Source organism: Streptomyces sp. NPDC000345 (genome assembly GCF_042898825.1).
GTDB lineage: Bacteria > Actinomycetota > Actinomycetes > Streptomycetales > Streptomycetaceae > Streptomyces.
The window spans coordinates 209,999-223,804 of sequence record NZ_JBIAZE010000006.1 but is presented as its reverse complement, the minus strand read 5'-3'; the positions used below and the strand labels follow the sequence as shown (position 1 = coordinate 223,804).

Sequence of the window (13,806 nt, the reverse complement as noted above, 5' to 3'; positions counted from 1 at the left end):
CTTTCCCCCACATGTGTGATCGAGCCGAGAATAAACCGGCCGTTCGGGGAGTCGCGTGGCGCGATGTCTACGGTTCCGTAACGGGCGGTCCGGCGGGGTGCGCGGCGGGCGGCTCCAGGGCGTCCAGCACCTCGGACATCCGCTCCAGCACCTGGACGGCCTCGGCGAGCTCCGCCTCCCCGTACGCCGCCGCCAGCCGCTCGGCGAAGGCCGCGTGCCCGGGGTCGATACGGGCGATCGCCGCCAGGCCCTCCTCGGTCGGCGCGAGCAGTTTGGCCCGCCGGTGGGCCGGATTGGGCCGGTACGCGGCCAGCCCCCGGTCCACCAGCAGGTCGGCGATCCGCTGCACGCTCTGCCGGGTGATCCCCATCTCCCGCGCGATCCCCGACACGGGCAGCGGCTCCCCCAGTACCGCGCCCAGCACCTGCCACCAGGCGGCGGTGATCCCGGCGGGCCGGGCGAGTTCCTCGGCGACGGCGAGGAAGCGGCCGTTCAGCCGGAACGCGCCGAGCGCGCTGCGGCTGAGCAGCTCCTGGTGCGCACGGCTCACCGGGCCGCCGCCTTCTCCAGCACCGCGTACGCCTGCGCGTCGGAGTCGTGGAACAGCCGGTACCAGGCGTCCAGCACCTCACCCTCGTACACCCCGAGCAGCCGCAGGATCTCCCGGGCGAAAGCGACGGGCTCGGTCGGCCCGGCGGTGACCAGGAGGCCGTCCGTCACCGCGTCCGTCTCGACGTACCGCGGTCCGCCGCCGTAGCCCGTGGCCGCCAGATAGAAGGAGACCGCGCTGGTGTGGTCCCGGTCGTCGAGCAGGCCCTCGCGGGCGAGTCCGGCGGTGGCGCCGCAGATCGCGGCGACGGGCGTGCCGGCGGCCAGGAACGCGCGGGCCGTGCGGGCGAAGGGCGCGAGGTCGTCGCCCGCGTCCCACAGGTCCGCGCCCGGAAGGATCAGCAGCGAGCTGTCCTCGGGGCGTACGGAGTCCAGCGCCAGGTCGGGGACGATCCGCAGCCCTCCGATGCTGGTCACGGGCCGGTCGGCGGACGCCCCGACCGTCCGGACCTCGTATCCGCCGCGGGCGAGGTGCGCCGCGGCGAACCCCGTCTCCCAGTCGGCGAGCGTGTCGTACACGGCGAGATGCACGGGTTTGCGGCTCATGGCTCCTCCTCGTTCCGGGGATTCCCGACGGGACGTCGACTAGGACCTTCCCCGGCTATGACAACAGGCTGTCACTTGGACAGTAAACTGTCAATTGCTCGGCGCGCTCCCCCGACTCCCGACAACCTGTCGCGGAATCCGCCCGACCACGGCACAGGTCGCCGATACCCCCTCCCCCTCAAGAGCTCCTACGCTCCCCGCATGACCCCTCAGACCGACCCCCAGGCCGGCGCCGCCGTGAAGGCCGCGGACCGTGCGCACGTCTTCCACTCCTGGTCAGCGCAGGAACTCATCGACCCGCTCGCCGTGGCCGGCGCGGAGGGGTCGTACTTCTGGGACTACGACGGCAAGCGGTACCTCGACCTCACCAGCGGGCTCGTCTACACCAACATCGGCTACCAGCACCCGAAGGTCGTCGCCGCGATACAGGAGCAGGCCGCGCGCCTGACCACCTTCGCCCCCGCCTTCGCAATCGAGGCCCGTTCGGAGGCGGCCCGGCTGATCGCCGAACGCACGCCCGGCGACCTGGACAAGATCTTCTTCACCAACGGCGGCGCGGACGCCGTCGAGCACGCCGTGCGCATGGCCCGCCTGCACACCGGCCGGACCAAGGTCCTCTCCGCCTACCGCTCCTACCACGGCGGCACCCAGCAGGCGGTCAACATCACCGGCGACCCGCGCCGCTGGGCCTCCGACAGCGCCTCCGCCGGGGTCGTGCACTTCTGGGCGCCCTTCCTGTACCGCTCCCGCTTCTACGCCGAGACCGAGGAGCAGGAGTGCGCGCGGGCGCTCGAACACCTGGAGACGACGATCGCCTTCGAAGGGCCGGGGACGATCGCCGCGATCATCCTGGAGACCGTTCCCGGCACGGCCGGGATCATGGTCCCGCCGCCCGGCTACCTCGCCGGGGTCCGCGCGCTCTGCGACAAGTACGGCATCGTCTTCGTCCTGGACGAGGTGATGGCCGGGTTCGGACGCACCGGTGAGTGGTTCGCGGCCGACCACTTCGGTGTCGTACCCGACCTGATGACCTTCGCCAAGGGCGTGAACAGCGGATACGTGCCGCTCGGCGGTGTCGCCATCTCCGGGGCGATCGCGCAGACCTTCGCCAGGCGGCCCTACCCCGGCGGTCTGACGTACTCCGGACATCCGCTGGCCTGTGCCGCCGCCGTCGCGACGATCGAGGTCATGGCGGAGGAAGGGGTCGTGGAGAACGCGCGGAACCTGGGCGAGCGGGTCGTCGGACCCGGGCTGCGGGAGCTGGCCGAACGGCACCCGAGCGTCGGCGAGGTGCGCGGCCTCGGCATGTTCTGGGCCGTCGAGCTGGTCAGGAACCGCGAGACCCGCGAACCGCTCGTCCCCTACAACGCGGCCGGCGAGGCCAACGCGGCGATGGCCGCCTTCGGCGCGGCCGCCAGGAAGGCGGGCGTCTGGCCGTTCGTCAACATGAACCGCACCCATTTCGTGCCGCCGCTCAACGTCTCGGAGTCCGAGGTGAAGGAGGGTCTCGCGGCCCTGGACACGGCTCTCTCGGTGGCCGACGAGTACACAGAGTGAGGACAGTTTTCCGACATCGTCGGGACAGGGCACGCACGCTACGCGTGTAGGGCCTTGAAATCCTCGAACGCGTAAGGTGGCGTGCTCGTACATAACGACGAGCACGCCCGTTCCTTCCGTCCGTACGCCCGAGGAGACGCCCCGACCATGTCCGGCAGCAGCGGCATCGGCGCCGTGACGCGCAGCACCCTGCGGCAGCAGATCGCCGACGCGCTGCGCGACGAGGTGCTGGCGGGACGGCTGCAGGCCGGGCAGGAGTTCACGGTCAAGGAGATCGCCGACCAGTACGGGGTCTCCGCGACCCCGGTGCGCGAGGCCCTGGTGGATCTCTCGGCGCAGGGACTGCTGGAGGCGGACCAGCACCGGGGCTTCAGGGTCCACGCGTACTCCGTGCAGGACTACCGGGGCATGATCCAGGCGCGCGCCCTGATCATCGAAGGCATGTTCCTGCGCCTGGACGGGGACCGGGAGGACTTCCGCACCCCGGAGGACCCGGAGATCGCCGCCGCCGTCACGGGGGTGCGGCGGCGCGGCGAGGAGGCCCAGCGGGCCGCGGCCGCCGGTGACCTCACCGTGCTCATCGGCTACGACCTGCGCTTCTGGCGCGAGCTCAGCGCCCTGTTCGGCAACCCCTACCTCACCGACTTCCTGCACCGGCTGCGGGTGCAGACCTGGGTGTGCACCGTGCAGCACCTGCGCCGGCTGACCGATCTGCGCGGCCATCTGTGGTCCGGCCACACCGACCTGGTCGACGCCCTGTACCGGCGCGACATGACCACGGCCCGCTCGATGCTCGCCGCGTACAACGCCGACTCCGTCGCACTGGTCGAGCGGCTGGCGGCCAAGTGACGGCGGAGGGGTCGCTGGAGGAGGAGACCGTCCAGGACACCGGGAACGCCGTCGGCCTCTCCGTCGTCGTCCCCGCCCGCGACGAGGAACGCCGGCTCGGACCCACCCTGGAGGCCCTCGTCCGCCATCTCACCGCGAGCGGCGACGACTGGGAGATCGTGGTCGTCGACGACGGTTCCACCGACGCCACCGGCGAGCTGGTCACGGCCCGCCGCGATCCGCGCGTCCGGCTCGTCACCGCGGCCGGAACCGGCCGGGGCAAGGGCCACGCCCTGCGCCTCGGGGTCGCCGCCAGCCGGGGCCGCCGCGTCCTTGTCACGGACGCCGATCTCGCCACCGCGCCGGCGGAGGTGGAGCACCTGGAGAAGGCCCTCGCCGACGGGCACGCGGCGGCCGTCGGCTCGCGTGCCGTCCCGGGCGCGACCTTCGGGGACCGTCAGCACCGGGTCCGTGAACTGCTCGGCACGGCGGGCAACCTGCTCATACGCGCCACCGCGGTGCGCGGGATACGCGACACCCAGTGCGGGTTCAAGCTGTTCGACGGCGACAAGGCCCGGGCCGCCTTCGCCGCCTCCCGCGTCGACGGCTGGGCGATCGACGTGGAGGTGCTGCGGTACTTCCAGCGGGCGGGGTGGCCGGTCGCCGAGGTGCCCGTGCACTGGTCGCACCGGCCCGGCTCGAAGGTCCGTCCGCCGGACTACCTCCGCTTCCTGCGCGACCTGGCCCGGCTGCGCACGCCGGCCCGGGCCGACCTGCTGGCCGCCGCCCTCTTCCTCGTCCTCTCCGTCGCCCTGTACGCGGGCCGCTTCTTCGACCCCGCGCACCGCTATCTCACCGACTCCCTCCAGGACCAGAACCAGTGGGAGTGGTTCTTCGCGGTGACCGCGGACAACGTGGCCCACCTGCGCAACCCCCTCTTCACCGACCTCCAGGGCTTCCCCGGCGGAGTGAACCTGATGGCCAACACGGCCATGCTGGGCCTCTCCGTCCCCCTGACCCCGCTGACGCTGCTGGCCGGCCCGGCGGTCACGCTCAGCCTGGTGATGACGCTGGGCCTGGCCGCCACCGCCGCCGCCTGGTACCGGCTGATCAGGAAGCGGCTGGTGGACGGCCGCGCCGCCGCCTTCACCGGCGCCGCGCTCGCCGCGTTCGCGCCGCCCCTGGTCAGTCACGCCAACGCACACCCCAACTTCGTCGTCCTGTTCATGATCCCGCTGATCGTCGACCGTGCCCTGCGCCTGTGCACGGGCGACCGGGTCGTCCGGGACGCGACCGTGCTCGGCCTGATGGCTGCCTACCAGTTCTTCCTCGGCGAGGAACCCCTGCTCCTGGCCGCCCTCGGCATGCTCCTGTTCGCCGCCGCCCACGCGGCCGCACGCCCCGACGTGGCCCGCCGGGCCGTACGCCCCCTGATGCGCGGGCTGGCGGTCGCCACGGCCGTCTGTCTCCCGCTCGTCGTGTACCCGCTGGCCTGGCAGTTCTCCGGACCGCAGAGCTACGACGGCATCGAGCACGGCACCGCGCCCGGCACCGCCAACTCCGTGCGCGCGCTGCTCGCCTTCGCCGAGCGCTCGCTCCTCGCGGGCGAGGCGGGGACCGCGGACGCCCTCTCCCTCAACCCGACCGAACAGAACGCGTTCTACGGCTGGCCCCTGGTCCTGCTCGCCCTGGCGATCACCGTGCTGCTGTGGCGCCGGCCGGCCGTCCGGGCACTGGCCGTCACGGCGTCGGCCGCGGCGCTCCTCTCCCTCGGCCCCCGTGTGGAACTCGCCGGGGTGAGCGTCCCCGGCCCCTGGGCCCTGCTGGACGGCCTTCCCCTGTTCGAGTCGGTGATCGAGAGCCGCGTGGCCCTGGTCTGCGCCCCTGCGCTGGGCATGCTGCTGGCGGCGGCCGTCGGCCGGCTGACGGAGCACGGGGTGAGGGGAGCGGTGCGGTACGCGGGCCTGGCGGCCGTGGGCCTCGCCCTGCTCCCTCTCGTTCCCGCCCCGCTGCGCTCCGAGCCCCGCGCCGAGGTGCCCGCCTTCTTCACCGACGGGACCTGGCGGTCGTACGTCCGCGCCGGCGAGACCCTGGTCCCGGTGCCGCTCGCAGAGCCCGAGGCCGCCGAGGCGCTGCACTGGCAGACGGCCGCCGGCCTCGGCTTCCGGATGCCCGGCGGCTACTTCAACGGCCCGTACGGCGACGGCGACCGCACCGGCGTGTACGGCGTCCCGCTGCGCTTCACGGCGAGCCTGCTGCGGGACGCGCGGTACACGGGCGTGGTGCCGGTGATCGACCCGGCCGCACGCGAGGCGGCCGCCAGGGACCTGGCGTACTGGCGGGCGGGCGCGCTCGTGCTGGCCCCGCAGCCGCACGCGGACGTCCTGCGTGAGACCGTGGACAAGCTGGTGGGCCGGCACGGGAGGCGGGTGGACGGAGTGTGGGTATGGGACCTGCACAAGTCGCCGCACGGCTGACGCCGCGGCAGGGGCGCACCCATTACCCTGCCCTGACGCACACGACTGGAGGAGTTCTCTTTGGCCTGTGACCTGTGGCTGGTACCGCTCGTCGACGTGTTGTGCCACACCCCCGACAACCCGTTCGCCGAGGAACTCGCGCAGTACGACAAGGTGCTGGCCGAGGCGGGGCTGCCGCCGGTGCCGGTGTACCAGTACATGCCGGGCCTGTCCGGCGAGGTCGCCCCGGTGGCGGGCTTCGACTACGACGCGCTGCACTTCCTGCGCCGCGCCTATCTGCTCCAGGTGTGCCGGCTGCCGGTGACCCCGGTGGACGAACTGGGCGGCGACTACGAGCAGTTGCTGGAGATGTTCGAGTCGACGGCCCAGCAGTCGCACCTGGTCTGGCACTACGACCACGCGGGCGCGTACGTCCCGGTCGACTTCCCGCACCCGCTGTCCAACGATGAACTCCTTGCCGGGGGCGGCCCGTTGGGCTCGTCCCAATCCCTGCTGCGGGAGCTGGAGTTCGTCGCGCCGTCGATCGGGATCGACGCGGCGAACCCACCGGCCGCGCCCCGGCCCCCCGCCGCTCCCACCGAGTTGGAGGAGCCCGCCGTGCCGGCACCGTACGACCCCAGCCCCTTCGCTCGTGAACGGCACGTCTGGCTGGGGCTGCACGCCGCGGCGACGCGGAGCCTGGCGCAGGGTTCGATGATCGTGTTCAGCTGAGCGTCAGCGGCCGAGGCGGGAGAGCCCCTTCTGGACGTCCTCCCGGTTCATCGCCGGCGTGTAGGTGAGGTCGGCGCACAGTTCCAGGAAGAACGGCTCGCTGATCACCGGCAGGTCGGAGGGGTCCTTCAGATCGAAGAACAGGAAGGCGGTGCGGCACCCGCCCTCGGTGGTGAAGTAGGCGGCCTCGGGCTTGATCTGCTCCATGGACTCCTCGATCAGCTTCCCGAGAGTCCCGTTCCTGATGAGCTCGTTCGCCTTCTCCGTGTTCATGGACGCCTTCAGCAGCATGCGCATCGCAGTCACCTTCTTCTGGTCGACACGCACGGACGTAGTCAGGATATGCCCGGACAAAGAGGGATACCTTGCCGAGGGCGCGCCGCGCACCCGCCGGACCCGCGCCCCGGTCACCGCTGAAGAAGATCCTCCAGTTCGGCGGCGAAGAGCAGCGCGGGGTCGAAGCCCATGCCGGCGAAATGGCCCGCGAGTTCGAGTGACAGCACGCCGTGCAGCCGGGTCCAGAAGGCCAGCGCCCGGCGGAGCGCCGCGGGCGGGGCGGGGTGGCCGGCCGCCCAGGCCCGGTGGGAGGCGAGGTGCTCGTCGAGCGGCGTCGCGGGGCCGGAAGACGGCGCCGCGACGCAGGCGTCGAGCAGGACCGCCATGATCTCGGACGCGATCGCGGTGACGTCGTCGGGGGCGTGGTAGCCCGGGACGGGAGTGCCGTAGACGAGGAAGTACCGCTGGGGATCCTCCAGGGCCCAGCCGCGCAGGGCGTGCGCGAGCGCGGCCGGGTCGGGGCCGGGCCCGGCCGCCGCGCGGAAGGTGTCGGCCAGGCTGCGGTACGCGTCCCTGACGAGCTCGGTGATCAGCTCGTCGCGGCCGGCGAAGTAGCGGTACAGCGCGGGCCCGCTCATGCCCATCTTCTTGGCGATCGCGTTGAGGGAGAGCGCCGACGCCCCCGCCACGGCGATCTGTTCCCGGGCGCGTCGCTTGATCTCCGCGCGCACCTGGGCGCGGTAGCGCTCGCGCGGGCTCTTCGCACTGTCCGTCTCCACCATGGTTAGAGGCTATCACTGAAGTTATTGACACTCGCGCGCGCTGTGAGTTACAACTTCTAACGAACACGAAAGCCAGTAACAATCGCCGTGGAGGCCGTCATGAACGCCGAAGGACTCGTCGAGGTCGTCCTGCCGGGCAAGGTCGAGCCGGAGGGGCTCCGGATCCGGCACGGAGCGGTTCCCGCCCCGGGACGCGGGCAGGTCCTCGTGCGGATGGAGGCCACCGGCGTCTCCTTCGCCGAGCAGCAGATGCGCCGCGGGCGGTACTACGACCAGCCGCCGTTCCCGTTCGTGCCGGGCTACGACCTGGTCGGCACCGTCCTGGCGACCGGCGAGGGCGTCGATCCGGGCCTGGCCGGTCTCCGGGTGGCCGCCCTGGTCAAGGTCGGCGGCTGGGCCAGCCACGTCACCCTCGACGCGGCGGACGTGGTGGCGGTGCCCGAGGGCGTCGGCGCGGCCGAGGCCGAGACCCTGGTGGTCAACGGCGTCACCGCCTGGCAGATGCTGCACCGCAAGGCGCGCGTCCGCGCCGGCCAGACCGTCGTCGTGTACGGCGCCAACGGCGGCGTCGGCTCGGTCCTGGTCCAGCTCGCGCGGGCCGCCGGCGCGCGGGTGATCGGCACCGCCTCCGTGCGCCACCACGACGCCCTGCGCGAGCAGGGCGTCACGCCCGTCGACTACCGCGCCGAGGACCTCGCCGCACGGATCCGCGCCCTCGCCCCCGGCGGCGTGGACGCCGTCTTCGACCACGTCGGCGGGCGGGGCATCGTCGACTCCTGGCGGCTGCTGGCCCGCGGCGGCACGCTCGTCTCGTACGGCAGCGCCTCCACCCGGGACGCCGAGGGCTCCAAGCAGGCACCCGTACTCAAGCTGCTCGGCCGGGTGTGGCTGTGGAACGCGCTGCCCAACCGGCGCCGGGCCTACTTCTTCAACGTGTGGGCCGGGCGGGCCCTGTCCAGGAACCGGTTCCGGGCCCGGCTGCGCGCCGACCTCACCCAGGTCTTCGGGGCGCTCCAGCGCGGCGAGGTGACGGCGCGGATCGCGGCCCGGCTGCCGCTCGCCCGGGCCGCCGACGCCCTGCGGCTGGCCGAGTCGGGCACGGTCGCCGGGAAGGTCGTGCTGACGCCCTGAAGTCCCTCACCCTCCCCGGTGCCCGACACGCCTGTGCCCCCGACCGATGTCGCCGGTCGGGGGCACAGCCGCGTGCGGAGGGACGATCAGAGGAACGAGTTGATCTCGATCGTCTCGTCCCGGCCCGGGCCCACGCCGATCGCGGAGATCGGGGCGCCGGACATCTCCTCCAGCGCCTTGACGTAGTTCTGGGCGTTCTTCGGCAGGTCGGAGAACGACTTCGCCTTGGTGATGTCCTCGGACCAGCCCGGGAGGGTCTCGTAGACCGGCTTCGCGTGGTGGAAGTCGCTCTGCGAGTACGGAAGTTCCTCGACTCGCCTGCCGTCGATCTCGTACGCCACACAGACCGGGATCTGCTCCCAGCCGGTGAGGACGTCGAGCTTCGTCAGGAAGAAGTCCGTCAGGCCGTTGACCCGGGTCGCGTAGCGGGCGATGACCGCGTCGAACCAGCCGCAGCGGCGGTCACGGCCGGTCGTCACACCCCGCTCGCCGCCGATGCGGCGCAGCGCCTCGCCGTCCTCGTCGAAGAGCTCCGTCGGGAACGGGCCCGCGCCGACGCGGGTCGTGTACGCCTTCAGGATGCCGATGACACGGCTGATCTTCGTCGGGCCCACGCCGGCGCCGGTGCAGGCGCCGCCCGCGGTCGGGTTGGACGAGGTGACGAAGGGGTACGTGCCGTGGTCGATGTCGAGGAGCGTGCCCTGACCGCCCTCGAAGAGGACGACCTTGTCCTGCTCCAGCGCCTGGTTGAGGACCAGGACCGTGTCGGTGACGTACGGAGCGAGCTTCTCCGCGTAGCCCAGCAGTTCCTCGACGACCTGGTCGACGGCGATCGCACGGCGGTTGTACAGCTTGGTCAGCAGCTGGTTCTTGGCGTCGAGCGCCGCCTCCACCTTCTGGGTGAGGATCGACTCGTCGTAGAGGTCCTGCACACGGATGCCCACGCGGTTGATCTTGTCCGCATATGTCGGACCGATGCCGCGGCCGGTGGTGCCGATCTTGCGCTTTCCGAGGAAGCGTTCCGTCACCTTGTCGACAGTGACGTTGTAGGGCGTGATGATGTGCGCGTTGCCGCTGATCAGAAGCTTCGACGTGTCGACGCCGCGCTCGTTCAGACCGCTCAGCTCGGAGAGCAGGACCGACGGGTCGACGACGACACCGTTACCGATGACCGGCGTGCAGCCGGGGGACAGGATTCCGGAAGGGAGGAGGTGAAGTGCGTACTTCTGGTCACCCACGACGACCGTGTGGCCGGCGTTGTTGCCGCCCTGGTAGCGCACTACGTAGTCCACCGAGCCGCCGAGCAGGTCGGTGGCCTTTCCCTTGCCTTCGTCACCCCACTGAGCACCGAGCAGCACAAGTGCGGGCACGCGCGTACACCCCTTCCGGGTGGGGCATGTCCAAGGTCAGGGGCGTACGCGGAGGCTCGCACCACCGCGTGCACCACGACCGTCGTTGGCCGCAGTACCGCGACCGTCACTGGCCGCCACGCGACCGTAGCCGGTCGCACACCGTCGGACCCGGATGCCCCGGAATAGACGAAGCCCCTGGCGCAATAGCGCAAGGGGCTCTTGCACAAAGATGCTACCCGAGGAAGCGAGGCAGGACCGAGGTGGCGACTTTCGCGACGCCGGACCAGCTGCTGGTGATCATCGATCCGGTCGCCCGGAGGACGGACGGGGAGTCCGTACGGATCGCGAAAGACGTGCTCAGCGCGGGTGCGGCGAGTACGAAGGTCTGTCTTCCGGAGGGGCCCGAGGAATTCGCCCGGGTGCTGGCGCGGCGCGGCTCGCGGCGGCCGGTGGTGGTCGGCGACGACCGTGCGCTGCTGCGGACGGTCTCGCTGCTGCACCGGCAGCGGGAGCTGGCCGGATGTGTGCTGTCGATGGTGCCGGTGGGAACCGTGCTGGGGGTGGCGCACACCCTGGGGGTCCCCATGAGCGCCGTCGCGGCGGCGCGGGCCGTCCTCGACGGCGCGGAACGGCGGCTGGACGTCCTGGTGGACGACAGCGACGGGGTGGTGCTGGGCGCGCTGCGGATTCCGCCGCTGGCGGTACCGGCCGAGGCGTCGGCCATGGAGGCGTCCGGGCGGCCCTGGCTGCAGTCCCTGGTCCGCACCCTGGTGCCCTCGCGTCCGCCCCGCCCCGCCCCGTCCACGCCCCCGCCCGGCCCGGCCCGGCTGCGGGTCGAGGTGGACGGGGTGACCCTGGTCGACCTGGACCAGCCGGTGGAGACGGTGTCGGTGACACCGGGGTCGTCGGGGGCTGCCGAGGTGGTCGTACGCCCCCTGTCGGTGGGCGCGGAGGCAGCACCGCTGGAGGCCCGGGGGCGGGTGGTGACGGTGACCGGCGCCGACTTCCGCTACCGGGCGGACGCGGGGGTGGCGGGGCCGGTGCGGAGGCGGACGTGGACCGTGCGGGAGGGGGCGTTGGGGCTGGTGCTGCCGACGGCGGGGTGAGTCAGGCCCCGCCGCCGGGCGTCGGCCGGTGGAACCCCGCCGTGTCGAGGACGCAGCCGAACGGGTCGGGGATGTGGAGCGCTCGCCGAAGGCGCTCGGTCTCGAAGGGCCTGTTCAAGGACGGCGTGGATGTCCGGACCGTACGCGCACGCGTCCCCGGGAAGGACATACGGGGTCGGCGCCCGGTCGATGATGTGGCCCGCGGGACGATGCGGCTCCAGCCGGACGCGCCCTCCCTCCGCCACCGGACCACCCGCACTCAGAGTGGCTGAGCGATCGCGCAAGGTGGACCGCTCTCGTCCTTCAGCCCCACCCCCGAACCCCCCAGTTCGCGCGCCCTCGCCATCAACCCCGCCAGCTTCCCCGCCGCCGCCTCGTACGTCAGGCCCAGGGGCGGGCGGATGTTGGACAGGCAGTTGCGGTCGGCGTCGGTCGTCACACCGGGGACCGGGCGGTACGTCAGGTACGCGCCGAGGGAGTCCGCCGCCGACATGCCGGGGCGTTCGCCGACCAGGACCACGACCGTCGTCGCGCCCATCGCCGCGGCGACGTCGTCGCCGAGGGCCACCCGGGCCTGTTCCGCGAGGACGACCGGGGCGGTGCGCCAGTCGTCGCCCAGGCGGGCCGTGGTCGCCCGGATCACCGCCGCCGCGTGCTCGTGCACCGCCCGGCTGGAGAGCCCGTCGGCGACGACGAAGACCACGTCCCACTCGCCGGCCGGGAGATGTGCCCGGTCGGTGGCGTCCAGCCGCCGGCCCAGGTCGGGGCGCTGGAGGTAGGTGGGCCGGTCGGGGGCCGCGCTGCGGACCCGTACCGTCGCCGTCCCGGGCAGCGCTGCCGCCACCCGCTCCGGGGCGAACGGCGAGTGCACGGCGTCCCGGGCCGCGGCGTGCGCGGCCTGGAGCTCCAGGCGGTGCCGGGTGGGCAGTGCGGTGCCGGCCCGGCCGAGGCCGATCCGGGCCTGGGTGCGGCGGCGCAGGGCCGGCCACAGGTCACCGCCGTGCGCGGGGACGTCCGTCATGCCGCGAGCTCCCGTCCGATCGCCGTCAGCGGATGGGCCGTGCCGGAGACCTCGCGGATGCCGCCCCGCTCGTCCAGCAGCCCGATCGCGTCCAGCCAGGCCTCGAACTCCGGCGCCGGGCGGAGCCCCAGCACCTGCCGCAGATAGAGCGCGTCGTGGTACGAGGCCGACTGGTAGTTGAGCATGATGTCGTCGCCGCCTGGGGTGCAGATCACGAAGGACGCCCCGGCCACGCCGAGCATCGTCAGCATGGTGGCGATGTCGTCGTCGTCGGCGTCGGCGTGGTTGGTGTAGCAGATGTCGAGGCCCATGGGCAGGCCGAGCAGCTTGCCGCAGAAGTGGTCCTCCAGGGCGGCGCGCAGGATCTGCCGGCCGTCGTAGAGGTACTCCGGGCCGATGAAGCCGACGACGGTGTTCACCAGCAGGGGGTCGTAGCGGCGCGCGACCGCGTACGCCCGCGCCTCGACCGTCTGCTGGTCCACTCCGTGGTGGGCGTCCGCCGACAGCGCGCTGCCCTGGCCGGTCTCGAAGTACAGGACGTTGCGGCCGACGGTCCCCCGGTCCAGGGCCAGCGCCGCCTCGTACGCCTCGTCGAGCAGGCCGAGGGTCACGCCGAAGGAGGCGTTCGCGGCCTGGGTGCCCGCGATGGACTGGAAGACCAGGTCCACCGGGGCGCCCCTGTCCATGAGGCCGATGCTCGTCGTGACGTGGCACAGGACGCAGGACTGGGTCGGGATGGAGTAGCGGCCGATCACACCGTCCAGCAGCTCCAGCAGGTCCCGTACGGCCCGCGGGCTGTCGGTCGCCGGGTTGACGCCGATCACCGCGTCGCCGGAGCCGAGCAGCAGGCCGTCGAGGAGGGCCGCCGCCACGCCCGCCGGGTCGTCCGTCGGGTGGTTGGGCTGGAGGCGGGTCGCCAGGCGTCCCGGCAGGCCGATGGTCGAGCGGAAGGCGGTCACCACCCGCACCTTGCGCGCCACCGCCACCAGGTCCGCGTTGCCCATCAGCTTCGAGACCGCCGCGGCCATCTCCGGGGTCAGCCCCGGCGCCAGCGCGGCCAGCGCCGCCGGGTCCGCCGCGTCCGACAGCAGCCACTCCCGCAGCTCCCCGACGGTCATCGACGCGACCGGTGCGAAGGCGGCCCGGTCGTGCGTGTCGAGGATGAGCCGGGTGACGTCGTCGTCCTCGTACGGGATCAGGGGCTCGGTGAGGAAGTCGGTCAGCGGGACCTCCGCGAGCGCCCAGCGCGCCGCGACCCGCTCCCGGGCCGTGCGGGCCGCGAGGCCGGCGAGGCGGTCGCCGGAGCGTTCGGGGCTCGCGGCGGCGAGGAGGCGGGCCAGGGAGCCGAAGCGGTGCCGCTCGCCGCCGAGGGTGGAGGTGTAGGCGCTCATGACGGCGACCGTACGAGCC

Annotated in this window: 13 protein-coding genes; 6 read left to right on the top strand and 7 right to left on the bottom strand. The window is 72.7% G+C overall.

What is annotated here, in order from left to right:
* Positions 1 to 67: 67 nt before the first annotated feature.
* Positions 68 to 550, bottom strand: coding sequence for a MarR family winged helix-turn-helix transcriptional regulator (locus ACFY30_RS16795; RefSeq protein WP_390845931.1), 483 nt, complete (start codon positions 548 to 550; stop codon positions 68 to 70).
* Positions 547 to 1,155 (bottom strand): type 1 glutamine amidotransferase family protein, encoded by a 609-nt coding sequence (locus ACFY30_RS16790; RefSeq protein WP_390845930.1) that lies wholly within the window; start codon positions 1,153 to 1,155, stop codon positions 547 to 549. The genes ACFY30_RS16795 and ACFY30_RS16790 overlap by 4 nt, the downstream gene beginning before the upstream one ends.
* A 201-nt stretch (positions 1,156 to 1,356) precedes the next feature.
* Here ACFY30_RS16790 and ACFY30_RS16785 point away from each other — a divergent pair, with 201 nt between their 5' ends.
* From ACFY30_RS16785 to ACFY30_RS16770, 4 genes are all read left to right on the top strand, one after another.
* Positions 1,357 to 2,712, top strand: a complete 1,356-nt coding sequence (locus ACFY30_RS16785) for an aspartate aminotransferase family protein (RefSeq protein WP_390845929.1) — start codon at positions 1,357 to 1,359, stop codon at positions 2,710 to 2,712.
* A 147-nt stretch (positions 2,713 to 2,859) separates the two neighbouring features.
* Positions 2,860 to 3,561 (top strand): GntR family transcriptional regulator, encoded by a 702-nt coding sequence (locus tag ACFY30_RS16780; protein ID WP_390845928.1) that lies wholly within the window; start codon positions 2,860 to 2,862, stop codon positions 3,559 to 3,561.
* Entirely contained in the window at positions 3,558 to 6,017 is a 2,460-nt protein-coding gene (locus tag ACFY30_RS16775; RefSeq protein WP_390845927.1) for a glycosyltransferase, read from the top strand. Before ACFY30_RS16780 ends, ACFY30_RS16775 begins: the two co-directional genes overlap by 4 nt.
* Positions 6,018 to 6,077: 60 nt before the next feature.
* The gene (locus ACFY30_RS16770) at positions 6,078 to 6,728 is read left to right on the top strand and encodes a hypothetical protein (RefSeq protein WP_390845926.1); all 651 of its coding nucleotides are present in this window, start codon (positions 6,078 to 6,080) and stop codon (positions 6,726 to 6,728) included.
* 3 nt (positions 6,729 to 6,731) lie between these two features.
* Here the strand turns inward: ACFY30_RS16770 and ACFY30_RS16765 are convergent, their stop codons facing one another.
* Both ACFY30_RS16765 and ACFY30_RS16760 read right to left on the bottom strand, forming a co-directional pair.
* Positions 6,732 to 7,025 (bottom strand): hypothetical protein, encoded by a 294-nt coding sequence (locus ACFY30_RS16765; RefSeq protein WP_390846123.1) that lies wholly within the window; start codon positions 7,023 to 7,025, stop codon positions 6,732 to 6,734.
* A 110-nt stretch (positions 7,026 to 7,135) separates the two neighbouring features.
* Positions 7,136 to 7,786, bottom strand: coding sequence for a TetR/AcrR family transcriptional regulator (locus ACFY30_RS16760; RefSeq protein WP_390845925.1), 651 nt, complete (start codon positions 7,784 to 7,786; stop codon positions 7,136 to 7,138).
* A 99-nt stretch (positions 7,787 to 7,885) separates the two neighbouring features.
* Between ACFY30_RS16760 and ACFY30_RS16755 the strand changes: the two genes are divergently transcribed.
* Positions 7,886 to 8,917, top strand: coding sequence for a medium chain dehydrogenase/reductase family protein (locus ACFY30_RS16755; RefSeq protein WP_390845924.1), 1,032 nt, complete (start codon positions 7,886 to 7,888; stop codon positions 8,915 to 8,917).
* A gap of 86 nt (positions 8,918 to 9,003) precedes the next feature.
* Here the strand turns inward: ACFY30_RS16755 and ACFY30_RS16750 are convergent, their stop codons facing one another.
* Positions 9,004 to 10,287: an adenylosuccinate synthase gene (locus tag ACFY30_RS16750; protein ID WP_390845923.1), complete on the bottom strand. Its 1,284-nt coding sequence runs from the start codon at positions 10,285 to 10,287 to the stop codon at positions 9,004 to 9,006.
* 242 nt (positions 10,288 to 10,529) lie between these two features.
* Here ACFY30_RS16750 and ACFY30_RS16745 point away from each other — a divergent pair, with 242 nt between their 5' ends.
* Positions 10,530 to 11,375, top strand: a complete 846-nt coding sequence (locus ACFY30_RS16745) for a diacylglycerol kinase family protein (RefSeq protein ID WP_390845922.1) — start codon at positions 10,530 to 10,532, stop codon at positions 11,373 to 11,375.
* 259 nt (positions 11,376 to 11,634) lie between these two features.
* On the opposite strand, the gene eutC is transcribed toward ACFY30_RS16745, so the two are convergent.
* A complete protein-coding gene (gene eutC, locus ACFY30_RS16740) occupies positions 11,635 to 12,396 on the bottom strand; it encodes an ethanolamine ammonia-lyase subunit EutC (RefSeq protein WP_390845921.1) in 762 nt (253 codons plus the stop codon).
* Entirely contained in the window at positions 12,393 to 13,787 is a 1,395-nt protein-coding gene (locus tag ACFY30_RS16735; RefSeq protein WP_390845920.1) for an ethanolamine ammonia-lyase subunit EutB, read from the bottom strand. Before ACFY30_RS16735 ends, eutC begins: the two co-directional genes overlap by 4 nt.
* Positions 13,788 to 13,806: the final 19 nt, after the last annotated feature.

Bases quoted from the DNA above. Each gene is read 5' to 3' on its own strand.
- ACFY30_RS16780 (WP_390845928.1), top strand. From the start codon at position 2,860: ATGTCCGGCAGCAGCGGCATCGGCGCCGTGACGCGCAGCACCCTGCGG.
- eutC (WP_390845921.1), bottom strand. From the start codon at position 12,396: ATGACGGACGTCCCCGCGCACGGCGGTGACCTGTGGCCGGCCCTGCGC.
- ACFY30_RS16755 (WP_390845924.1), top strand. From the start codon at position 7,886: ATGAACGCCGAAGGACTCGTCGAGGTCGTCCTGCCGGGCAAGGTCGAG.
- ACFY30_RS16735 (WP_390845920.1), bottom strand. From the start codon at position 13,787: ATGAGCGCCTACACCTCCACCCTCGGCGGCGAGCGGCACCGCTTCGGC.
- ACFY30_RS16760 (WP_390845925.1), bottom strand. From the start codon at position 7,786: ATGGTGGAGACGGACAGTGCGAAGAGCCCGCGCGAGCGCTACCGCGCC.
- ACFY30_RS16765 (WP_390846123.1), bottom strand. From the start codon at position 7,025: ATGCGCATGCTGCTGAAGGCGTCCATGAACACGGAGAAGGCGAACGAG.
- ACFY30_RS16790 (WP_390845930.1), bottom strand. From the start codon at position 1,155: ATGAGCCGCAAACCCGTGCATCTCGCCGTGTACGACACGCTCGCCGAC.
- ACFY30_RS16785 (WP_390845929.1), top strand. From the start codon at position 1,357: ATGACCCCTCAGACCGACCCCCAGGCCGGCGCCGCCGTGAAGGCCGCG.